The organism is Dolichospermum planctonicum (assembly GCF_005402965.1).
Lineage (GTDB): Bacteria > Cyanobacteriota > Cyanobacteriia > Cyanobacteriales > Nostocaceae > Dolichospermum > Dolichospermum planctonicum.
This window is the reverse complement of sequence record NZ_BJCF01000022.1, coordinates 1-23,078: the sequence shown is the minus strand read 5'-3', so window position 1 is coordinate 23,078 and position 23,078 is coordinate 1. Positions and strand designations below refer to the sequence as shown.

The window sequence follows — 23,078 nt, the reverse complement described above, 5'->3', positions numbered from 1 at the left end:
ATGGCTTTCATAGATTTGTTAGACTGAACACACCAGGATTATTTCAGTTACATCTATAGATAACGCCAGCAGACGAGGCACTTCATGCTTACAAACACCCTACTTCTCTCGAATCAACTCCCCAGTTTACAATATTCCTCCACCACAGAACGCTTCGATGACACTTGGGAAGCCCCCCTGGCAACCCTTTTAGGACTAGGACGCGCCGCTGGGGCAGATTTTGTAGAATACTTCCTAGAACGCCGCAACTACATTAGTTGTCTAGCGGAAGATGACACCATTACTAGCATTTCCCCCAGTTTAGCTACTGGTGCAGGAGTGCGCGTATTTCGCGGTAAAGCTGACTGCTACGTTAGCACCAATAACCTCACATTTGCGGGTTTAAAAGCAGCTTTAGAAAAAGCACTTTCTATTTTGGGACTACAATTACCAGGTCCTAGTGGTTTCATTCCCGAAATCAACCTAGAATTACTCAGAGACTACGCCAGCAAACGCGGTAAAGACGGTTGGCTACCCTTATGTAGTTCTATCCGGGAAATGGGAGAAGTCCTCCTTGATGGTACAGCCCAACTGAACAAAAAAGCTACCCACGTCCAATCTCGCCGCGCTTCCTACTTCCGTGACTGGCAAGAAGTATTAGTTGCTGGCAGTGATGGTACATTTGCTCGTGATATCCGCCTTACCCAGTCCGTGGGCTTTAATCTGCTTTGTGCTGACGGTGCTAACCGTTCCTCTATTGCTGAACGGGCGGGTAATACCAGTGACGCTAACTTCCTGAGAACCTGGGATTATCAACAAGCCTCCGAACAAATCGCCGAATCTGCTGGTAAAATGCTGTACGCAGATTACGTAGAATCAGGAACTTACCCCATTATCATGGCCAATCATTTTGGCGGTGTAATTTTCCATGAAGCCTGTGGACACCTTTTAGAAACCACCCAAATTGAACACAAAACCACACCATTTGCCGATAAAAAAGGTGAAAAAATTGCCCATGAAAGCCTGACCGCTTGGGACGAAGGACGGGCAGAAAATGCCTTTGGGACTATTGACATGGACGATGAAGGAATGCCCGCTCAAAGAACATTATTAATTGAAAAAGGCATTCTCAAAAACTTCTTAGCGGATAGAACCGGTTCAGTGCGGACTGGACACCCCAGAACAGGTAGTGGCCGCCGTCAAAATTACACCTTTGCTGCCGCTAGTCGGATGCGAAATACATACATTGATTGTGGTGAACACACAACAGAAGACCTATTTGCCTCCGTTGATAAAGGCATTTATTGTAAGAAAATGGGAGGCGGTAGTGTCGGACCTACTGGTCAATTTAACTTTAGCGTTGATGAAGCTTACCTAATAGAAAATGGTAAAATCACTAAACCATTAAAAGGTGCTACCCTCATCGGTGAAGCTAAGGAAATTATGAACAAAATTTCCCTATGTTCCCAAGATTTAGAACTAGCTCCCGGCTTTTGTGGTTCAGTTAGCGGTAGCATTTACACCACAGTTGGACAACCCCATATTAAGGTTGATTCTATTACTGTTGGTGGCAGATAACTAAATTTTAGATTTTAGATTTTGGATTTTGGATTGTGAATGAGCAACAGTTTAAGACCAGAACAAAACAACTTGCATTAAGAGTCATTCGTCTAGTTGAATCATTACCGACAACTAAAACTGCTGATGTTATTGGTAAACAAGTTTTGCGCTCTGCTACTTCTGTAGGTGCTAATTATAGATCAGCTTGTCGTGCTAAGTCTACGGCTGACTTAATTGCTAAACTTAGTATTGTAGAAGAAGAAGTTGATGAAACTCTTTACTGGTTAGAACTCCTGATTGAATCAAGATTAATAACCGGAGAAAAACTTAACAATTTAATGCAAGAAACTAGCGAAATTCTGGCTATGACAGTTGCTTCAATAAAAACTCTCCTACAAAAACCCAAATCATAACATCCAAACTCCAAAATCTAATTTCTAAAACAGTTCTTTATGGAATCCAAAATCTAAAATCTAAAATCCAAAATTCATTCACCATGTCTAACATTCAACAAATCGCCACCTACGCCCAAGAAAATGCCGCCAAACTCGGCATTAAAAAATTCGATATTTACGGCTCAACTGTGGATGATACCAGCGTTCAAGTTGACCAAGGTGAACCCAAACAAGTTAAAGCTTCTAATCGTTCTGGGGTGACAGTTCGGGTCTGGAATGAAGAAAATACCATGGGTGTTACCAGCACCACAGATGTAGATGATAAGGGATTAGAATTAGCTCTAAAAACAGCTTATGAAGCCAGTTTTTTTGGTGTGAAAGAAAATATTCCTGATTTTAGTCCAGAAGCAACTATTCCCATTCCTGATAAACATCAAGAAAAAGCCCTGCAAGCACCTGTTTCTGAATTAATAGAAAAGCTATTAGTAGCAGAAAAAGAATTAATGGCAACTCATCCTGCTATTACCAGTGTGCCTTATAATGGTTTAGCACAAAGAGATATTGACAGATTTTATCTCAATAGTGAAGGTGCGTTAAGAACTGAATCTCATTCTTTAGCTTCTATTTATTTGTACAGCAAAACTGAAGAAGAAGGTAAAAAACCTCGCAGTGCCGGGGCTTATCGAGTTAAGGAAAGTGTAGCTGATTTAGATATTGCCGGTTGTATCAAAGAAACCGCCCAGAAAACTATCAGTCATTTGCATTATGAAAAAATCAAAACTGGTAAGTATCAAGTAGTTTTTTCTCCTGAAGCTTTTTTAAGTTTGTTGGGCGCTTTTTCTAATTTATTTAACGCTCAAAGTATTCTGGATAATCAAAGTTTATCAAAAGTTGATGATATCGGTAAAGCAATTGCTTCACCTTTACTGTCAGTTTATGATGATGCTTTACACCCCGCTAATATTGGTGCAGAAAGTTTTGATGGTGAAGGTACTCCTACTCGACAAATTAAGTTAATAGAAAAGGGCATTTTAACTAGCTTTTTGCATAGTGCGGGAACTGCTAAACGGTTAAATGCTCAACCTACGGGTAATGCTAGTATTGGCGCGAAAGTCAGTGTCAGTCCTAATTTTTATCACGTTTTTGCAGCAGAAAATCCTGAGCAAGAATTGAGTTTAGAAACTGCGGAAAATGTGATTTTAATTGATGATTTACAAGCTCTTCATGCGGGTGTTAAGGCTTTACAAGGTTCTTTTTCTTTACCTTTTGATGGTTGGTTAGTTAATAAAGGTGAGAAAATTAGTATTGAGTCCGCAACGGTAGCTGGTGATTTTTTGGAACTTCTCAAATCTATTGTTTATGTGGAGAAAGAGGTGGAATTAACACCAGGAGGAGTTGCTCCCAGAGTTTGGGTGAGTGAACTTTCTATTACTGGAGATTAATATCTTTTTCACTCTGTGCGTCTGCGGTTTAAAGATATTTTATCGAACCACAGAAGCACAGAGGACACGGAGGAAGAAGGTTAAGAAGGAATTTTTTTATGGTTAATTCTTTGATGTAACCAAGCTATGGCTGCTCCGGTGGTTTCTGCTAAGATGCTAATGAGCCGATAAAGAGCGATCGCACTAATTACTAAAGCCGCCGGAAAATGATATTGTAATAGTAATATGGCTATGGTTTCAAAAACGCCTAAACCACCGGGCGCTCCCGGCATAACTAATCCCATTACCCAAGCACAACTAAAAGTGCCGAATAATAAGGGTATTTGCTGCCAAGTTAAGGAATTTATCGCTAACATAGTTAAAATGAATCCAGCCCCACGCAACCCTAAAAAAACTATTTCTCCTAATAAGGGTTTCACAGGGTAGCGGTTGATTCTAAAACTATCTATTAACTGGTTTTCTAGGTGAGATTTTTTATTTTTCCACCTGTCTAAAAGTTGAATGACTGGATTTAAAAATCGAGGATGAAGTATACCCAAAACAATTATTAAACCCAATAATTGCAGCATAACTAAATTAATTTTCCAATTATTTATATTTACAACAATTTGACTAGCAAATAAAACAATAATAATTAAAGCGGCTGCTAACATTAAGAGTGGTTCTAATAAAACACTCAAAGTAGCAATATTAGTAGTAATATTAGCGTTTTTTGCTGACATAATTCGTCCATAATAATGCCAGACATTCCCAGGTAAATATTTAGCAATATTCGTTTTTAAATAAACTTGAATAAACTCCATGGAAGATACAGATTGATTTAACTCCTTTAGCACCCAAGTCCAAACCCAACCCGCCCAAATATGTGCCAATAAAGTTACACCCGTAGCAGTACCTAATATTAACCAGCCGGTGATATTAATCCGAATAGCACTAACTCCCAACCAATTATCTTTGAAGGCTTTTAATAAAAAAAACAGCGTTCCCCCTAAAATCAACCACCGGAAAATTTTTTTCATTTTTTATTTGTGAAAATTGTAAATATCGAGAATTACCTATTTTTAAAACTAGGCACAATACCCGTAATAATATATTACTCTTTTGGGGTAGGCTTCTAGCCTACCCATTTTCTATTTAATCATTTATACCTTGTTAATTTTGATATTTTAAATACCAACTTTCTAATGCCAAACGATAAATTTCTCGCCAAGGAATATTATTTTTTCCTGCTAAAACTGCACAATCTTCATATTCAGGCTGGACATTTGTAATTACCTTTTCTGTCGCTTTTTCTCTCCAGGCCACTTTTACTGATATTGTCCCATAAATAGTTTCCACTTTTTGCATTTCTCTATGTAAAATTGATCGTTGTTCAGTAGTGCGACGAATCCCTAAAGTGCTGGTTTCTCGAAATAACACCGCTTCACAATTATCTAATTTATCTGGATGACAAATCACAGTTAACAAAATTCCGGGACGAGATTTTTTCATTCCTATCGGTTGGGTAAAAACATCCAGCGCCCCAGCAGCAAATAAAGCCTCAAATAAATAACCGAATACTTGGGGATTTAAGTCATCTATTTGAGTTTTTAATACAGTAATGGTTTCCAAATTTGGGGAATGTTCCACAAAATCAGAATTATCAGTCTGTAAAGATTCACTTTCACCAAACCAAAGCCGTAGTATATTAGGAACGGGTAAATCTAGAGAACCTGCCCCTAATCCTACCTGTTTGATAGTCATTGGTGGCGGTGAACCAAAGTCCTGCACTAAAGTAGTAGTAATCGCTGCCCCCGTCGGTGTTACCAGTTCTCTATCAATACCATTGCTATAAACTGGACAACCCCGCATTTCCCACAATTTTAACACCGCTGGCACTGGTACTGCCATTCGTCCATGGGACGCATGAACAGTTCCACCCCCCGTAGGGAAAGCCGAACAGTATAGCAAGGGAAAGCCCTGCTGATTGCTGTCAATACCCAACCAATCCAATCCTAAGCAAGTACCAACAATATCCACAATCGCATCTACAGCACCTACTTCATGAAAATGAACTTTTTCCGGTGCAATGCCGTGAACAGCCCCCTCAGCTATTGCCAAACGTCGGAAAACAGCTAAACTCCAAGCTTCCACCCGCTTTGGTAACTTGCCATTGAGAATCATCTTCTCTATTTCTGGTAAATGACGGCCATGGTGATGATCATGTTTATGTTTATGATGATGGTGATGATCTAATAAATCAACATGAACTTTAGTCGCCTCTTGAGTTTGCCGGTGGACAAATTCTGCCCACAGTCGGTATTCTTGCTCAATTCCCAAACTATTGAGTTTTTCTACTAAATACCCCACAGGCACACCTAAACTGACTAACGTTCCTAAGCACATATCGCCAGCAACCCCTGTTGGACATTGAAAATAAGCAATTTTATTCATAAATTTATTAGTCCGTTGTGCGTTATCCGTTGTCAGAAGAAAGAAGGAAAACTTTTACCCATTACCCATTACCCATTACCAACCCTATTATGGCCAAAATATTCACCATTCATCCTGATAATCCTCAAAGTCGCCGAATAGAGGAAATAAAGTTGGCGCTATTAGGTGGCGCTATTATGCTCTACCCTACTGATACAGTTTATGCAATTGGTTGTGATTTGAATGCCAAGTCGGCGGTGGAAAGAGTGCGGCAAATTAAACAGTTAGCAAATGATAAACCCCTGACATTTTTATGTCCCTCACTTTCCAATGTGGCTACTTATGCCTTCGTAAGTGATACAGCCTACCGGATTATGAAGCGGTTAATACCAGGTCCCTACACATTTTTGCTCCCTGCTACCAAATTAGTACCGCGACTAGTGCAAAATCCCAAACGCAAAACCACAGGAATTAGAGTGCCAAATCATAACGTTTGCTTGGCATTACTGGCGGCCTTAGGAAACCCGATTATTTCGACTTCGGCTCAAAGCCAAAGCGTGAATGACGAAGATGAGGAAATAAATGGAGACGGAGTACAACCAATACTGTCACGGGTAGATTTATATGACCATTTAGATAAACTGGTAGATATCATCATTGATACGGCTCAAGAGCCGACATATCAAGTGTCTACCATTTTAGACTTGACCGATGAAGAACCAGTTATTATTCGCAGAGGTTTAGGTTGGGAAGCCGTAGCCACTTGGGTTTAAGGATAAAGTTTAACAAGTACAACCCTTTGTTTTGGACTCGGTTGCGCTAATTTATGATCACCTGACTCCAAGGAAATTGTCATCCTTACGGGTGCTGTAATCCTAATTGATCAAATTATGGCTACGCCACGCAGGCTATAGGCCAATTTTACCATGACTAACCTTTTGGCGATTTGTCCTCAAAGTGAATATCTATTATGCCATCTTTGATTTAGTTGCTAAAAACAAAGCGACACAATTAACAAGCCCTTAACTTGGGAAATTTCCTACAGTATCTAAATTTCAGCCGTCCAGGTGGTGAATCTTCACAGAAAGAATACTCAAAGGTTCTCACTGCCGTGACTGCTCTTAAATACTGTATCTGCATTTGAGTTAAGGTGCAATACCAATTTTACAGAAAAGTCATGAAAGCTAATATCGCCAATCTGTCTAATTCTACATCTGCTTTTAATACCTATATTTCTCTGGAAGAATTGTCTGTTGTCAACAGCGATACATTGGTGCAACTTTTATCCCAGGAAATGCAATCTCAAGTTAAAGCTACATCGATTGGTGTGCAAGATGTCGTCGGGCGCATAGCCAAGGAAGTAGAACGGATATGTGATAAAAGCTCCCGCATCCAAAATTCAGGACAAATTCAGTCTTGGCAAATTACTTTAGGAAGACATCGTTTACAAAAGTGCCTGCGTTACTACCAACTCGGTTCTAGACAAGGACGGGTGGAATTACATAGTAGTTTGGGGGCTATTGTTTATCGTCACGTTGCTGTTGCCGGCTCAGATTTAGGCTTTGACGCTCGTTACAATCTCATTGAAGATTTTTTACAGGCTTTTTATATCGAAGCTATTAAAGCTTTTCGTCGGGAAACCGAATTACCTGAAGATTACACCCCCCGGACTCAGTTACAAGTGGCCGAGTATATGGCTTTTACAGAACAGTATGCCAAACGCCGGATTAATTTACCAGGTGGAGCTAATCAACAGTTAATTGTTTTACGCGCTCAAGGTTTTGCCCGTCGTCAACCTCAAGAAACTACTGTAGATATTGAAATGGCTGTAGATTCTGCGAAAACGGAAGAAGCGGAATCTTATCAGCGTAATGTGGCTGTGCAGCAAATTCGCTCACAAATGATTGCTAAACCTGGTTTTGACCCTTCTGAGGAGTCGGAACGCAATCGAGTAATTACGGAATTAATGAAATATCTGGAGTCTCAAGGACAATCTGATTGTATGGATTATCTGACTCTTAAACTTCAGGATCTCTCTGCACCGGAAATTGACCAAATTCTCGGTTTAACTAGTCGTCAACGCGATTATTTACAACAAAGATTTAAGTATCACGTTGAGAAGTTCGCTAAACAGCACCAATGGCAATTAGTTCATCAATGGTTGGGCGCTGGTTTGGAACACAAGTTAGGTCTATCTTCTCAGCAATGGGATACTTTTTGGCATCAACTCACACCACAACAACAGCAAATTTTTGAGTTGAAAACTGCTTGTCAAAGTGATTTACTTATCTCTAAAGCTGTTCAATGTACTCCTAAACAACTCCAAAAACGCTGGACTCAAATGTTAGAACTAGCATGGTCTATTCGTAATGGTCATGCTGAACCTAAGAGCAATTAAATTTAATTCGGTAAGTTGGGTTGACGCAAGGAAACCCAACAAAATCATGTAAATGTTAAATGTCACAATGTTGGGTTTCACTTTGTTCTACCCAACCTACAATTTTATTACCACAAGTAACAAACTAGCAACTTTAGATTTTAGTAGGACTTACGCACGAGTCACGGAATAACGAACCACTCCAGGCACAGAGGTCACGGATAAATGGGGGTTTAGGGAGAGATATTTTGCGTAAGTCCTGTTTAGCTAGAAATTAATATAGTTGTTTTTCAGTACAAAGGTATCATATTATTTTTATCGTAGTTTAGAAAAATTAAAAATTCTTATGAGTTAATCACGCCTTACTACTGCTTTTATGGAATGCTATAATAGGTATGACTTTTAGTAGGGGGGTTAAGCATGACTATGACTCAGGGTAGAAAAGCAGCTAAGGCCGGCAGTGTCTTAGAGACAACTGTAGAAGGGACTTTGTTAGGTCATAAATATGCCCAGGTAGGTTCTGATTTACCAGAAAAAAAACGCCTTGAATGTCTTTTAAACTCGAATCAATTACTCAAAAGATATGCAAAGCAAGTTCATATTGGAAAAGGAATTTATGGTAGCGAAATAACTGTAGACTTTTATATTATTAATTCTACCTCAATCTCCGATGGGCTAATTATTGAATGTAAATGGCAGAATAGCAGTGGTTCAGTTGATGAAAAACTACCCTATCTCAATTTGAATATTCAAAATTGCTATCCTGTACCAGCCCTTGTATTAATTGATGGCGGTGGCATGAAGTCAGGAGCAATTAACTGGTTAAAAACACAAGTTAATACGAATAAAAATCTCCTAGGTGTTTATGATTTGAGTTCATTTATTGCCTGGGCTAACAATAATAATCTCTAATAAGAAGTTACTAATAATTCATTTATTTTTCCTCGTTTTTGACCATGAGAATTAATTGACCTTGCTGCTAATATAGTATGAATATTAAACCCAGCATAAAGCTCACGAACAAATGGACAATCAGAATTAGATAGCATAACTTTTACACCTTTATTAGCTAATTTACTAAAAATATCCCTCAGTTTTATTTGTTGATTCTCATCAAAACAAAAATTACTATAAGCTGTAAAATTGCTAGTTCTATTTAGAGGATAATAGGGGGGATCAAAATAAACAAAGTCATTACTACCAATTGGATAATTTAAAACCTCATCAAAATTCCCTTGTTTAATTTCTACATTCTTGAGTGCAAACGACGCTAATTTTAAAACTTCTTCCTGACAAATACCAGGATTTTTGTATTTCCCCACAGGAACATTAAATTTACCCTGAGAATTAACCCGATAAAGTCCATTAAAACAAGTTTTATTCAGATAAATAAACCGAGCCGCCTTTTCTAAATCTGTCCCACCATGATGATTTCTTGCATCATAATAATAATCTGAATTATGCTTGATTTGATGATATTGCAACAGAGTTATTAACTCTCCCAAATTATCTCTAACGCACCGATAAGTAAGAATTAAATCTGCATTAATATCAGTTAAAACCGCTTGAAATGGTTGCAAATAGAAAAAAACTGCTCCACCACCTAAAAATGGTTCATAGTAAGTTTCGTAATGTTTAGGAAAATAGTCTTTATATTGCGAAATTAATCTAGTTTTACCCCCAGCCCACTTTAAAAATGGCCGTGGGTAAATTTGTTGAGGAATTTGACTTACCATCTACTTACTGTTAAAATAAAAACCAAATTAATCTAAGTTATCTATTCCCTGTTCCTTCCCGCTCCCTGCTATATGATGGTTATATTGGTTATATATTATAATCAGAGTAGGTAAAGAACACAAAAACAAACTTGCATTATATCACAAGGCGGTTTAAATTCAAATGTTTGATGGATTTTGGGATAACGTCTTCCGCTACCCTCGTTACTTGGTTAGTATCGTCTTAGGTATTTTTCTCAACACTTTTGAGCCGCTGTTTCCTCTGTTGAAACGTCCTGTGACACTGATTGCTATTTTAGGCTTTTTTGCTGGTGGTCTTTTTTTCGTAACCCTTACTCTCCGGGCTATGTTGGGGTTAAATACAATCTAGACTAGGGAAAGAAAAAGTTTTAGTCTATTGGACTTTTACTCTTGATTTAATCACATCAAGCACAGTCCACTCTAACTTACATTTAGAATCATGTTATCAAAACTTTGTGAGAAGGCGGAATTTATATGGCTACAAATCGCCGCGTTTCCCGCGTTGCTGAATTAATTAAACGGGAAGTTAGCCAAATGCTACTCAACGGGATTAAAGACGACCGTGTGGGTACGGGAATGGTGAGTGTCACGGATGTGGATGTTTCTGGAGATCTGCAACACGCCACAATCTTTGTCAGTATTTATGGGACCGAGGAAGCTAAAGCGGAAACAATGGCAGGTTTAAAATCTGCTACAGGTTACGTCCGCAGTGAACTTGGGGCGAGAATTAGATTACGGCGCACTCCAGAAGTGCTATTTGTTGAAGATAGGTCTATAGAAAGAGGCACTAAGGTGCTGAGTTTATTAAACCAACTTCAGCAGCAACGGACATTGTCAAGTATAGATGAGGTGGCAGAAGAAATGGTTGAATGATTCAAAACTGACCGGAATATAGAGAAATCTTGATATTATTGGTTGTAGGACTTACGCATGAGTCACGGAATAACGAACCACTCCAGGCACAGAGGTCACGGAGAAATGGGGGTTTAGGGAGAGATATTTTGCGTAAGTCCTGGGTTGTTCTGGAGTAATTAAGATCATGCTGCGATTAATTTAGAAAAAGAAGCGGTCAGGTTGACGGTGGTAGCCTGGGGACTGGATAGTGATATTGTTAGCTTATGTTAGCTTTTTGGGATCAGATCATCTTCCCTATTTTTAAATAATTAAAGGTGTTGTAGATCCTGTATCCTGGGATAGATGTCAAATCCCATAAATACACCTAAACTAGTACAGTTAACGTTAGAACAAGTCCAGTATAGTTTTAATAGTTTTTTCATAGATTAATGTAGAAGTTGTTGAAAATGGAAATATTTAGGTTTGAATAGTAAAATTAGTTTCTTTTATCTTGGGAATATGAAATCCAAATACCATAAATGTCATATTTTCTTGACAAATTTAACATTTCTTTAGATAATTTAGAAGTGTATAGCGTCAAAATGATAATAGTTCCGTATAGCAAACTACAAAACCCTGGATACAGGTTTAATTATTGCCATCTTTGTTCCTAGTTCCTAGCGAATAATGGGAACGCTTTCTAAATGTAATTTTGTGAGTAAAAAACCATGACTGTAAATACGGTGCCTTCTATCAATTACAATTACTATTCTCTGAATGTTATCCAGGACGAAGCCCGTCGACTGGTAGAAAGGGGAATGGTTGGCCGTCAGCAACCAATATATACACTTTGCCAATTTATACCTGCTAGGGAGTGGGTTTGCGTTGAATGTGAATTAGAAAAATGTGATTTTTTACTCCGTGATCGTATCGGTGATTTAATCGGCCGCGAAGAATGGGATAACGATTAATCTAGTCTTTATTTAATAAACTGCTGTTATTTTTAACTGTACTTGTTTGTAGTTTCTGGCTACAGGCAAGTATATTTTTTGATTTTAATTTATTTACTACTGGGTATTTCTGGAAGGGTTTTCTCACGCCAAAGCGCAAAGGCGCGGAAAGGAAGAGGAAATAAATTCCGTGAACATTTTATGGTAGCAATAAATATAGTTTATGTAGGGATAGGAATAGCTGTTATCCCCACATAAACACTTTTTAACGCAGAATATAGCAATATATATGCTGCGATATGATTATTTGCGCTTGCTAGTGCTACGTCGGGCTGCGCGGGTTTCGTCTTCGAGACGACGACGGTCGCGCCAATCTGCTAATGTTAGGTAAACAACACCACCAGTGACTCCTACCAGCAGCACTACGCCAAATAAGGCTAAAATACCCAAAAATGGACTTTCCACGATTCCTCTATAGTCCGTTGCGTCCCCAAACTACCATAGAAATCGACCAAGTAAACACAACTAACAGTGATACCCAACCCAGTGTCAAAATCATAGTTCTACTTTTCAAATAATTACAAAACGTCTCTAATATTTATCATACTGGGAAAACGCGGTTGATTCATTAACTATATTCATAGCAGGTTTGGCAATATCATGGAACTAATGGCAGAACGGTTAGAATCCCTAAAAGCGGGAGTAATTGGTAGTATATCTTTAGGTTTAGCTTTCCTTAGCACTAGCTTGATTAATGTTTTATGGCTGTATAAGTATTTTTACTTGGTTGGTTATCATACCATTAATATGGTAAGTTTACAGGTGTTATTAAGTGGTGTAATAGCAGGGTTTTCTGGGTTTCTATTTGGTGTCACCTACCGTTATATTATCCGCGTAGATACAAATCCTCACCTGAAAACTGGGGGAATTTTGGCTTTTGGTTTAGTGCGGGGATTAACTCAAATCGAAGTTGGCTGGAATATAAATAATCCGCTTTTGCCTTTTTTAATCTTAGTAGCAGAAAGTATATTGTGGTTTGCCCTGGCGGCTTTTGCTTTAGATACTGCTATTTTACGAAAATGGCTTAAACCGTTTTCATGAATTTATAAATAACATACAGCAAGTAGCTTTGAGTGAGGTACACTTTGTGCGGGCATCTTGCCCGCACCACAAAAGTTTTATCATTAATATCTGTACTTCATAATATCGGAAACTGCTGTAAAAATAATATCCCCAACTTCTTTGAGAAGTCGGGGATATATCAAGTTTAGCAAATTTTGTTCAAAACTCAAATAGGAGTCTTATATGTTATCGAAAAATTACAGAATATCCCAGAAGTGGAGAAAGCCTTGACCGGAAAATAGTTCAATTAAAGCTGCTGCTAAAAAACCAATCATTGCTAAACGGCCATTCCAGATTTCTGCTTCCGGTGTGAAACCCCAACGCCAAGCATTGCGGTCAGTAGCTACAGGTGTAGTAGCTGTTTTTGTTGCATTAGTCATGGTTAGCACTCCAATTAGGATTTACTAAGCTATATTGCTTTATGTAAATAAATATAACAAATTTATTCAAAAATGCAACATTGTATTATTGTATTAAAATTCTTCAGACAACGTGGTCGGGTTCTAAAGCGCAGGGATAAGCAGAATCCCCCGTTTCTACCTGAATAGTAGCGTGTTTGATCCCAAAATGGTGTTCAAGTTTCCGACAAACTTCCCATAAAAAAGCATCACCAGGATAGCCTTCTGGCATGACTAAATGAACCGTGAGTGCCGTTTCCGTCGTACTCATAGCCCAGATATGAAGATCGTGAATTTTTGATACTCCAGGACGTTCCATTAAGTAATTTTTCACAGCCCGCAACTCAATTCCTGCTGGTACTCCATCAAGTGCCAAATTTATAGAGTCCCTAAGTAATTGCCACGTACCAATCACGACAACGACGACAACAATTAAACTTACCAATGGGTCAAGCCACACCCAATGGGTGAATAAAATAGCAATCCCCGCTACCACCACTCCCAAGGATAGCAACGCATCCGCAGCCATGTGTAAGAATGCTCCCCGAATATTCAAGTCACTTTTGCGTCCTGACATAAACATCATTGCCGTCAAAGTATTGATGATAATTCCCACCATGGCAACACCAATAATAGTTTCACCTGATACAGAAGTAGAATCATTAAAGCGGCGGATAGCTTCCCAGCCAATAGCACCCATAGACAAAAGTAAGACCACAGCATTTGTTAAAGCGGCCAAAATTGAAGAAGCACGTAAACCATAGGTATAGCGGTGGCTGGGAGGACGACGGGACAGGGAACTTGCACCCCACGCTAGGAGGAGTCCCAATACATCACCCAGGTTGTGACCAGCATCAGCAAACAAAGCCAGAGAGTGTGCTAAATAACCATAAGTTATTTCACAGAGGACAAAACCTAAATTAAGTACAGTACCAATAGCAAAAGCACGAGTAAATGTTGCCGGAGCGTGACTGTGATGATGGTGTCCATGTCCATGGTGATGATGGTGTTCGTGGTGGTTGTCCTGTGTCATAACTGATAAATAAACAACAAAAAAACTGAAAAATTCCCAACTCTCACTCTCCGCGCCTTCTGCGCCTCTGCGTGAAATAAATCTTCATTAAACATCTACTTCCACCACAGCAATAATTTTCTCATCTCGATTGAGTTGACAAATACTTTCACCTTTAGTATCTTTGCTGAAGCTAGGAATTATATCCACAGATACCCGAATTACCCGGTCTTTATTGGTCATGAGTGCGACTTCTCTCCCTGGTTTTACTTGTACCATTGCCGCTAAATTGTCTGTTTTGTTATGAAATTTTAAAACTTGGATACCTAAATCTCCCCGATTTGCAACCCTCAACTGATTAGCAGTCGAGGATATTGCAGTGGCAAATCCTTCTTGAGTTACTAGTAATAATTTGTGATCTTGATTAAGATTGACACAACCAACCATTTGCTGATTTTTTAAAAGGCGGAATGCTTGTAATCCCATAGCAGCGCGACCCATAATCGGTAGTTGTTCATCATTAACGGGAAACCTCAACAAACGACCGCTAGAACTCGCCAAAATTATATGTTGTCCGCTAGTAATGAATTGAGTAAAAGCTAATTCATCATTATCCTTCAGCTTTAAAATTGTAATGCCTCGCCGGGAAAGATTCACAAATTCTGATAAAGATAGGCGTTTAATACGTCCTTCTTTGGTCAACAACACCATTTCCTGGGTTTCGGGTTTTTCTGGGAGCAAGAAACGGCTAATGACACCTTCTGTGTTACCCTGGGCAGTATTGGTAAGCATGGTAATTAATGGCGTTCCCCTGGCTGCACGTCCTGTAGTGACGGGAATATCTCCCACAGTAATGGGGTAAACTTTACCACTGCTGGTAAGGATTAATAAGTCTTTGTGGGTATTAGTTAATTCGGTTTGAATAATGAAATCATGGTCTAACAACCCATTTTCCCCTCTTGATTTTTTGCTACTAGGAGAAATACGGCGCACATAACCCCGTTGAGTGACTTCTAAAATCGTTTCTTCAGTGGCCAGTTTTGCCACCTCTGTTTTGATTTCTTTCTTCTCCTGACTCCCTACTCCTGTTTTACCTTTCTCTCCTGAAACAGGGTTTTCTTTAGTGTTAACTATTTTGGTGCGTCGCGGATCATTGTATTTACGTTTGAGCGATCGCAAATCCTTTTTTAAAGCTTTGAGTAATTCCTGTCTATCTTCCAGTAATTTCCGCAATACGCTAATCTCGCGGTTAAGTTGGTCAAATTCCTCTTGTAAGTTTTGTTGCTCTAAACTGGTGAGACGACGTAATGGCATGGACAGAATTGCATCCGCTTGTAAATCGCTCAAATCTAGGCGGCTACAAAGTGTCATTTTGGCTGTACTTCCGTCCGCAGCTTGCCGTAATATAGTGATGACATCATCCAAATTTGATAAAGCTTTGAGTAATCCTGAGAGGATATTAACCCGATTTTCTGCTTTTCCCAATTCATAACTGTAGCGACGGTTGAGAGTATGTTCTCGAAACTTGAGAAATTCCTGCAATAGTTGTCGTAAGCTTAATTGGCGGGGTTGTCCATCAACTAAAGCCAATAGAATCGCGCCAAAAGTCGTTTGTAAAGCCGTTTGCTGATACAGATTTTGAAGCAGTTCTTGTGAATTTGTATCGCGTTTAAGTTCAATAACTACGCGCATACCCTCCCGATCACTTTCATCTCTAATGTCAGAAATTCCCTGTAAACGACCTTGATTGACTAAATCGGCGATTTTTTCAATCCAACCAGCCTTATTAACTTGAAAAGGCAGTTCTGTAACTATTAAGGCTGTGCGACGTTTACCCCCCCTAGTGGCAGGAATTTCCTCCACTGTTACTATACCCCGCAGGACAATACCGCCCTTACCAGTGGTATAGGCTTCTTTAATTCCCCCATGATCAACAATTTCCCCACCTGTGGGAAAGTCAGGACCGGGAATTAATTGAAATAATTTTTCATCACTTAAATCAGGATTGTCAATTAAAGCAATTAAACCATCAACAATTTCCCCCAAATTATGGGGAGGGACATTTGTAGCCATTCCTACAGCAATTCCCGCACAACCATTAAGTAATAAAAATGGTAATTGAGCCGGTAGTACCGTTGGTTCTTGTTGGGAATTGTCAAAATTACCCGTAAAATCCACAGTTTCCTCAGCAATTTCCGTTAACATTCCCTCCTGTCCCACAGGAGCGAGGCGGGTTTCCGTATAACGCATGGCTGCTGGCGGGTCATTATCAACACTGCCAAAATTACCATGTCCTCCCAGTAAGGGATAACGGCTGGAAAAGTCTTGTACTAAGCGCACTAAAGCATCATAGACAGATTGATCACCATGAGGATGGTACTTACCTAGAACATCTCCCACCACACGGGCGCATTTTCGATAAGGCCTATCTGGCGTTAAACCCAGTTCGTGCATAGCATATAAAATACGTCTATGTACTGGTTTTAAGCCGTCACGGACATCTGGTAAAGCTCGCCCCACAATCACACTCATGGCATATTCTAAGTATGACCGTTGCATTTCGGTGTGCAGGGCGGTGGTGATTACCTGTCCTTTAGAGAGAAGGTTTAACTGTTTTGCCATGAAGTTTTTCCCTGAATTTTCCCTGAATTTTCACTACACAACAGTCGCTAAAAGATAACATACCCCGCAATTTACCATCACGGATTAAATAGAAATACTCACACAATCTTAATAGTCATGAAGATAAAAAGCAGTAGTATTATCCTTGATGGGATCTTTGTAGCTTATAGATTATTAAAAATACAATAGACATTGCCCAGGTGTTAACTCTATGAGTATAAAGTTTCATGAAAACAGTTCTAATTGTCGACGATGATTTAATTAATGCTCGCGTTTTTTCTAAAATTCTGACTAAACGCGGCGGTTTGAGTGTAAAACATACAGAAAATGTGGAAGAGATTCTCAAAATTGCCCTGTCAGGAGCGGCTGACTTAATTTTAATGGATGTCTCTCTGTCCCGTAGTGTATATCAAAGTAAGTCCGTTGATGGGATCAAAATTACCCAAATGTTGAAATCTGACCCACAAACGGCTAAATTACCAGTGATTTTAGTGACAGCACACGCAATGGAAGGAGATCGAGAAAATTTTTTGAAACAAAGCGGTGCTGATGGTTACATTTCTAAGCCTGTAGTTGATCATCAACAGTTTGTTGACCAAATTTTAGGACTCTTACCACAAGCATAATTAGGTCATGAGTAATTTTATCTACTCCTTACCCCCTACTCCCTGGACTTTTGTTTGATTAGGGCGTTGGCGCTTGTCTGAGCTCCTGTAATGCTGATTTAACCTCCGGTAATTCTAAGAACTTTTTGGCTTCTAAAAGTAACCGTTCACCCCAAAGATTCTCTTTGAGAAAATCTAAATCAGCATAACGGGAATCAATGCGGAGTGCAGATACTCCCATTTTTACCCCTTGCTGGATTTCCCCTTTATTGTAGGTAGCTATTGCTAAAGCTAATAAAGGTTCTGCGGCTTTTTTATCAATCTTAACTGCCGTTTGCCATTGCTGAATTGCTCCCGAAATATCCCCTTGTTGATGTTTGATTAAGCCGATATTATTAATTGCTGGCCAAAACTTTTGATCTTGTTTGACAGCCAAATTGAATTGAGCGATCGCTTCGGGTAATTTATTGAGCATATAATAAGCATTGCCCAAATCAAATAACCCTCCCGAATAATTGGGTTTTAATTTCAAACCTGCTTGATAATCAGTGATTGATCCTTGGTAATCTTTTTTTTGAAACTTGGCTGAACCCAAAGCAAACAGCACTTCAGCATTTTTGGGGTTGAGTGTTTGGGCTTTATTCAGGGTGGTAATAGCTTGATCAAATTCTTTAGTTTGTAGATACAAACTCCCTAGTAACCACCAGACTTTATCATTCTGCGGAGCCAGTTTCACCGCCAATTCGGCTCTGATTAAGGCTGGTTCAATTTGCTGAAACTGAGCTAATTGAGCCGCCTCCCGTGCAAAGTTCAAACCCTGCTTTTCCAACTGTGCGTGATCAATTTGCACTGTATGGGGTATAAACGCTTGAGCATGAGCAGAAGAGGGAATACTCCATAAACTACAAGCAACTAAAAGAGAAACTAACCGAATGTGTTTTGGCACACTACCACCTCCTAGTCCGAATATTGGCATCTTTAGGCTAATCTCACGCTACACTATCACATAGCTTAACAAAATCAGATGGATAGGCCTATTGGTCAGTTGTCAATTTAATTCCGAAATTGGCGGTTTTAGGGGTAAAATCACAATGAAAGTAGTACCTACACCCAGTGTGCTGACTACTTGAATTTGTCCTTGATGATGAGCGATAATGGCTTGAGCGATCGCTAATCCTAATCCTGAACCAGTATTTGTAGTTGAGCAGCTTTTTTCGCTTATATGTGTCCGGGCTGGATCAACTCGGTAAAAGCGGTCAAATAATTTTGGTAGTGCCTCCGTAGGAATACCAATTCCCGTATCACTAACTTTAATTTGTAAATGAGAATTGGTGCAACGCATTCCTCTAACTCGATTTATGCCTTCAATTCTTTCTAGCTCCACTTTTATTACTCCCTGTACAGGAGTATAATGCAAAGCATTACCAATCAAATTTGTAAATAATCTGACTAATTGCTCCCAATTTCCGATGAGAGTAAACCAACTTTCTTGTAATTCAGCATTAACTTCCGTCCCCGGAGAAGCGACTAAATTCAAAACCAAATTAATTTGTTTTTCCCTCGCTACAAGTTGTTGTTCTTCCACCACTTCCATTAATAAAGCATCAAGAGGACAAAGGGAAAATACATCTGTGTTAATTCCACTATCTTGTCTAGCTAAAAATAGCAAATCATTAACTAACTTCCCCATGCGTTGAGTCAGTCTTTCCATGATTTTTAATTGTTGACGATATTGAACAGTATTATTTTCTTCTTTGACTAAATCTAAATCAGCCAAAGCCACCTGGACATTAGTTTGAATTAAAGCAATAGGACTTCTTAATTCATGGGAAGCATCAGCAGTAAATTGTTTTAAACGCTGGTAAGATTCTCCCACAGGTTTCATGGCTTTACCCGACAAAAACCAACCACTAGCTGCTACTGACAATAGCATTAAACTAATTCCTAAAGCCAAATCAAAAATTAATTGTCGGCTAGGTTTTGTCACCTCAAACCAAGGATGACTTACTCGTAAATATCCTAAAACCTGTCTTCCTCTTTCTATTCTTTTGGTAACTTGTCTTAATAATTGTGCAGATTCTGCCCATCCTCCCTTGCTTGCTACTCGCACAGTTTCACCTGTATGATTAGGATGAATAGGAATATTTAATATTTCCGAAAAAGTTGACCACAATAATTCACCAGTAGGACTAAACCACTCTAAATCAATGCGATCATCTTCGGCATTTTCAGCATTATTAGGAAAACTAGATTTTACATTTACTCGCAATTGATGAGGTTGCAGGTTTATCTGTTCAATGACTAAAGAACGCTCGACAACTTCCACCACATGATATAATGTATCATCAACTCTTTCAATTAATGTACTGTGAACATATAAATATACACCACTAGCAAATAATAATAATAAAATCGCAGTTATAGCCGTGTACCAAATCGCTAACCGACGACGAGTTGCTTGAAATAAGTAAATGGACATAAAACTAATATGTAGCAATTCTATTTGAGTCATGAACGGGATTTTCTTGATACCATACAAGTTACACTCAGGATGTTATTATTTTCTGTGAATACTTGCATTCATAATGTATTTTTATACATAAAAATACCATATTAAGAACTTGCTCAAGTTTTTATATCAGGAACTGTAAAAATCTATGCAGTAGCAATTAAGATATTTATATTCATACTTCATAAACAATATCTACTTTATCTAAATGATCATGGCGAAATCAAAAAAAAATCATACCTTTATTAATCTAAGTGATCCACAATACTACATTAACCGGGAGTTAAGTTGGCTAGAATTTAATAACCGGGTGTTACATGAAGCTTGTGATCCTAGAACTCCCCTATTAGAAAGGCTGAAATTTCTGGCCATTTTTAGTTCTAACTTAGATGAGTTCTTCATGGTGCGAGTAGCAGGTTTAAAGCAACAGGTAGAAGCTACTGTTAATTTATTAACACCTGATGGACAGACACCACAAAAACAACTAGATGATATTCGTTCACATCTCAAACCCCAACTGAAAAGACACAACGTGGAATTTGAGAAAGTTCTCCGACCACTTTTAACCCAACGGGGAATTTACATTTTAGATTACATAGAATTGAATCAAAAACAGCGAAATCACTTAAATAATTATTTTCAGGAACAGGTTTTTCCCGTTCTTACTCCTCTAGCTGTTGATCCTAGTCATCCCTTTCCCCACATTTCTAATCTCAGTTTAAATTTAGCAGTGGTGGTCAAAAATCCTGAAACAGACGAGGAGTTTTTTGCTAGAGTGAAAGTTCCCAAAGTCTTACCCAGATTTTTGCCCATACCGCCAGAATTAGCAACCCAGGAAGATTATAACACTATTCACTGGACAGGAGTTCCTTTAGAACAAGCGATCGCCCATAATTTAGAATCCCTCTTTCCAGGAATGATTATTCAAGAATATCACCCTTTCCGTATTACCCGGGATGCTGACTTGGAATTGGAAGAAGACGAAGCAGATGATCTCCTCCTAGCTATTGAACAAGAACTCCGCAAACGCCGCATGGGTGGAAATACTGTCAGGTTAGAAATTCGTTCCCAAACCCCTGTATCAGTTCGTTCTCGTCTCCTCCAGGATTTAGGATTAACTGAAAGCGATGTTTACGAAGTTGATGGTCTTTTAGCACTGCGAGATCTAATGTATTTTCTCGCATTACCCCTACCAGAACTCAAAGATCCCCCGCGTCAATCTGTTGTTCCCTTCCGGTTACAAAGACTTAGAGAACCCAGTATTGATACTGATATCAACGAACCAGAAGAAGGAAAAGACTTTTTCTCCGTAATTCGAGAAAAAGATTTACTAGTGCATCATCCTTATCAATCCTTCTCCGGTACAGTGGTACGCTTTATTACTAGTGCCGCCCAAGATCCCCATGTTTTAGCCATCAAAATGACCCTTTATCGGACTTCTGGTGATTCACCTATAGTCAATGCTTTAATTACTGCGGCGGAAAATGGCAAACAAGTTTCCGTATTAGTAGAATTAAAAGCACGGTTTGATGAAGAGAATAACATTTATTGGGCCAGACGTTTAGAAAGAGTGGGTGTTCATGTTGTTTATGGTTTAGTAGGCTTAAAAACCCATAGCAAAATAGTTCTAGTAGTGCGACGGGAAAAAGATAAAATGCGTCGCTATGTACATATTGGTACTGGCAATTATAATCAGAAAACAGCACGACTCTATACAGATTTAGGCTTATTTAGTTGTCGGGAAGAATTGGGTGCAGATTTAACAGATGTATTTAATTTCTTAACAGGTTATTCTCGCCAAAAATCCTATCGAGAAATTATGGTAGCACCTGTGAATATGCGCGATCGCTTTCTCGGATTAATTCGGCGGGAAATTGCCAATGTCCAAAATGGATTTTCCGGCAGAATTGTTGCGAAAATGAATGCTCTAGTTGATCCACAAATCATTTCTACATTATACGAAGCCTCTCGTATTGGCGTACAAATTGACCTGATTATTCGCGGTATTTGTTGTTTACGTCCCGGAATACCAAATCTCAGCGAAAACATTCGTGTAATCAGCATTATTGGCCGCTTTTTAGAACACTCTCGCATATATTACTTTCACAATAATAGTCAAGAAGAAATATATATCGGTAGTGCTGATTGGATGTGTCGTAATTTAGATCGCCGCGTCGAAGTAATTACACCAATAAAAGACCAAGATATTGCCAAAGATCTACAAGAAATATTAGGAATTATGTTAGCAGATAATCGCCATGCTTGGGAACTACAACCTGATGGTAATTATATCCAAAGATGTCCCGGCGATAACTGTCCAGAAGCCAATTCCCAAAAAACTATTATGTCCATGGCATTACGTTCTACTGGTATTAATTAGAGAATATCTCAAAAAGCTATCTGCAAAGATACAGCATTTTCCGAGATTATGAAGTACAGATATAGGAATCCGGTTTGATTCTGTGAATTTACTTGTGTGGTCAGGGAACAGGGAACTCTTAACTGGGAACAGGGAACTCTTAACTGGAAGAAAGACAGAATTGATACCTACTAATTCTTGTATGGCTACGCCACGCAAGCTATCAAAAATCAAATAGGAGTCCTATATTAATAATAAAAATCTTGTGGTACGGGCATCTTGCCCGTCAAAATCGTACCTCACCCTGATGGTAATTCCCTGTCATACCCAAGGGTAACGCTATTATCAAACCAAAATCCCCTTTGGAACTCAGAAAAAATCAAGGTTTCCAAACCCACGCAAGTGGGTTTTTTCTGTTTAGGTGCGGTTTCTAACCACCAAACTAGTATTAGTGATACTAGATATCAATTTAGACTTTGCCAACTCTCCATAATAGCAAATAATTTAATTTTTCATAAAATCATGATGCGAAAAAGACATGACTAAATCTTTTTTCTGCATAAAAATATTTTTTTAATCACTAAAATTCATCCATAAGATAGAGTGAATTATTTTACTACCCACATTCCGCACCCCAAACTGTCACAGAGGTAAATTACGTAGAGAAAAAATTAAAGAGAGCATCAAAACAAACATATAAAGTGAAAAAAGGCATTTGAGAAACAGTAAATCACCAAAAACGTCA

22 protein-coding genes are annotated in these 23,078 nt (G+C 38.8%); 12 read left to right on the top strand and 10 right to left on the bottom strand.

The annotated features are described in order from the left end of the window. Positions 1–84 precede the first annotated feature (84 nt). From FFO06_RS11200 to FFO06_RS11190, 3 genes are all read left to right on the top strand, one after another. A complete protein-coding gene (locus tag FFO06_RS11200; RefSeq protein WP_137908113.1) occupies positions 85–1,557 on the top strand; it encodes a TldD/PmbA family protein in 1,473 nt (490 codons plus the stop codon). A 35-nt stretch (positions 1,558–1,592) separates the two neighbouring features. Continuing rightward, the gene (locus FFO06_RS11195) at positions 1,593–1,952 is read left to right on the top strand and encodes a four helix bundle protein (RefSeq protein ID WP_137908112.1); all 360 of its coding nucleotides are present in this window, start codon (positions 1,593–1,595) and stop codon (positions 1,950–1,952) included. Positions 1,953–2,035: 83 nt separating this feature from the next. Then, entirely contained in the window at positions 2,036–3,376 is a 1,341-nt protein-coding gene (locus tag FFO06_RS11190) for a TldD/PmbA family protein (protein WP_137908111.1), read from the top strand. An 80-nt stretch (positions 3,377–3,456) separates the two neighbouring features. Here FFO06_RS11190 and FFO06_RS11185 read toward each other — a convergent pair whose 3' ends face one another. Continuing rightward, the gene (locus FFO06_RS11185; protein WP_137908110.1) at positions 3,457–4,395 is read right to left on the bottom strand and encodes a lysylphosphatidylglycerol synthase transmembrane domain-containing protein; all 939 of its coding nucleotides are present in this window, start codon (positions 4,393–4,395) and stop codon (positions 3,457–3,459) included. A 133-nt stretch (positions 4,396–4,528) separates the two neighbouring features. Continuing rightward, complete coding sequence (gene larC / locus FFO06_RS11180; RefSeq protein ID WP_137908109.1) at positions 4,529–5,809, bottom strand: nickel pincer cofactor biosynthesis protein LarC; 1,281 nt, start codon at positions 5,807–5,809, stop codon at positions 4,529–4,531. Positions 5,810–5,898: 89 nt separating this feature from the next. Here larC and FFO06_RS11175 point away from each other — a divergent pair, with 89 nt between their 5' ends. The 3 genes from FFO06_RS11175 (at position 5,899) to FFO06_RS11165 (ending at position 9,077) form a co-directional block, all read left to right on the top strand. Further along, positions 5,899–6,561 carry an L-threonylcarbamoyladenylate synthase gene (locus FFO06_RS11175; RefSeq protein ID WP_137908152.1) on the top strand — a complete coding sequence of 221 codons (663 nt, stop codon included), beginning with the start codon at positions 5,899–5,901 and terminating at the stop codon, positions 6,559–6,561. A gap of 404 nt (positions 6,562–6,965) precedes the next feature. Further along, on the top strand, positions 6,966–8,186 hold the full coding sequence (locus tag FFO06_RS11170) for a HetZ-related protein (RefSeq protein ID WP_137908108.1): 1,221 nt from the start codon (positions 6,966–6,968) through the stop codon (positions 8,184–8,186). A 405-nt stretch (positions 8,187–8,591) separates the two neighbouring features. Beyond that, positions 8,592–9,077, top strand: coding sequence for a PD-(D/E)XK nuclease superfamily protein (locus FFO06_RS11165; RefSeq protein WP_137908151.1), 486 nt, complete (start codon positions 8,592–8,594; stop codon positions 9,075–9,077). On the opposite strand, the gene FFO06_RS11160 is transcribed toward FFO06_RS11165, so the two are convergent. Next, on the bottom strand, positions 9,074–9,901 hold the full coding sequence (locus tag FFO06_RS11160; RefSeq protein WP_137908107.1) for a DNA adenine methylase: 828 nt from the start codon (positions 9,899–9,901) through the stop codon (positions 9,074–9,076). The two genes, FFO06_RS11165 and FFO06_RS11160, sit on opposite strands and share 4 nt — an antisense overlap. Before the next feature lie 163 nt (positions 9,902–10,064). On the opposite strand from FFO06_RS11160, the gene FFO06_RS11155 reads away from it, so the two are divergent. The 3 genes from FFO06_RS11155 (at position 10,065) to FFO06_RS11145 (ending at position 11,727) form a co-directional block, all read left to right on the top strand. Beyond that, positions 10,065–10,271: a DUF751 family protein gene (locus tag FFO06_RS11155; RefSeq protein ID WP_137908106.1), complete on the top strand. Its 207-nt coding sequence runs from the start codon at positions 10,065–10,067 to the stop codon at positions 10,269–10,271. Between the two features lie 125 nt (positions 10,272–10,396). Continuing rightward, entirely contained in the window at positions 10,397–10,795 is a 399-nt protein-coding gene (gene rbfA / locus FFO06_RS11150) for a 30S ribosome-binding factor RbfA (RefSeq protein ID WP_137908105.1), read from the top strand. 689 nt (positions 10,796–11,484) lie between these two features. After that, on the top strand, positions 11,485–11,727 hold the full coding sequence (locus FFO06_RS11145; protein ID WP_028091717.1) for a DUF4327 family protein: 243 nt from the start codon (positions 11,485–11,487) through the stop codon (positions 11,725–11,727). Between the two features lie 282 nt (positions 11,728–12,009). On the opposite strand, the gene FFO06_RS21525 is transcribed toward FFO06_RS11145, so the two are convergent. Together FFO06_RS21525 and petN are read right to left on the bottom strand one after the other, a co-directional pair. Further along, positions 12,010–12,171, bottom strand: a complete 162-nt coding sequence (locus FFO06_RS21525; protein ID WP_190371442.1) for a hypothetical protein — start codon at positions 12,169–12,171, stop codon at positions 12,010–12,012. Between the two features lie 7 nt (positions 12,172–12,178). Beyond that, the gene (gene petN / locus FFO06_RS11140; RefSeq protein ID WP_013189847.1) at positions 12,179–12,265 is read right to left on the bottom strand and encodes a cytochrome b6-f complex subunit PetN; all 87 of its coding nucleotides are present in this window, start codon (positions 12,263–12,265) and stop codon (positions 12,179–12,181) included. A gap of 101 nt (positions 12,266–12,366) precedes the next feature. Between petN and FFO06_RS11135 the strand changes: the two genes are divergently transcribed. After that, positions 12,367–12,807, top strand: a complete 441-nt coding sequence (locus tag FFO06_RS11135) for a hypothetical protein (protein ID WP_137908104.1) — start codon at positions 12,367–12,369, stop codon at positions 12,805–12,807. Between the two features lie 218 nt (positions 12,808–13,025). Here FFO06_RS11135 and FFO06_RS11130 read toward each other — a convergent pair whose 3' ends face one another. The 3 genes from FFO06_RS11130 to gyrA form a co-directional block, all read right to left on the bottom strand. Then, entirely contained in the window at positions 13,026–13,208 is a 183-nt protein-coding gene (locus tag FFO06_RS11130) for a CAB/ELIP/HLIP family chlorophyll-binding protein (RefSeq protein ID WP_137908103.1), read from the bottom strand. A 103-nt stretch (positions 13,209–13,311) separates the two neighbouring features. Then, positions 13,312–14,259, bottom strand: coding sequence for a cation diffusion facilitator family transporter (locus FFO06_RS11125; RefSeq protein WP_137908102.1), 948 nt, complete (start codon positions 14,257–14,259; stop codon positions 13,312–13,314). Positions 14,260–14,346: 87 nt separating this feature from the next. Beyond that, entirely contained in the window at positions 14,347–16,860 is a 2,514-nt protein-coding gene (gene gyrA, locus FFO06_RS11120; protein ID WP_137908101.1) for a DNA gyrase subunit A, read from the bottom strand. A gap of 227 nt (positions 16,861–17,087) precedes the next feature. Here gyrA and FFO06_RS11115 point away from each other — a divergent pair, with 227 nt between their 5' ends. Further along, the gene (locus FFO06_RS11115; RefSeq protein ID WP_028082090.1) at positions 17,088–17,486 is read left to right on the top strand and encodes a response regulator; all 399 of its coding nucleotides are present in this window, start codon (positions 17,088–17,090) and stop codon (positions 17,484–17,486) included. Positions 17,487–17,544: 58 nt separating this feature from the next. On the opposite strand, the gene FFO06_RS11110 is transcribed toward FFO06_RS11115, so the two are convergent. Further along, complete coding sequence (locus tag FFO06_RS11110; RefSeq protein WP_137908150.1) at positions 17,545–18,411, bottom strand: tetratricopeptide repeat protein; 867 nt, start codon at positions 18,409–18,411, stop codon at positions 17,545–17,547. Between the two features lie 102 nt (positions 18,412–18,513). Further along, positions 18,514–19,977 carry a sensor histidine kinase gene (locus FFO06_RS11105; RefSeq protein ID WP_236097127.1) on the bottom strand — a complete coding sequence of 488 codons (1,464 nt, stop codon included), beginning with the start codon at positions 19,975–19,977 and terminating at the stop codon, positions 18,514–18,516. Positions 19,978–20,188: 211 nt separating this feature from the next. On the opposite strand from FFO06_RS11105, the gene ppk1 reads away from it, so the two are divergent. Continuing rightward, positions 20,189–22,354, top strand: coding sequence for a polyphosphate kinase 1 (gene ppk1, locus FFO06_RS11100; RefSeq protein ID WP_137908100.1), 2,166 nt, complete (start codon positions 20,189–20,191; stop codon positions 22,352–22,354). Positions 22,355–23,078 lie beyond the last annotated feature (724 nt).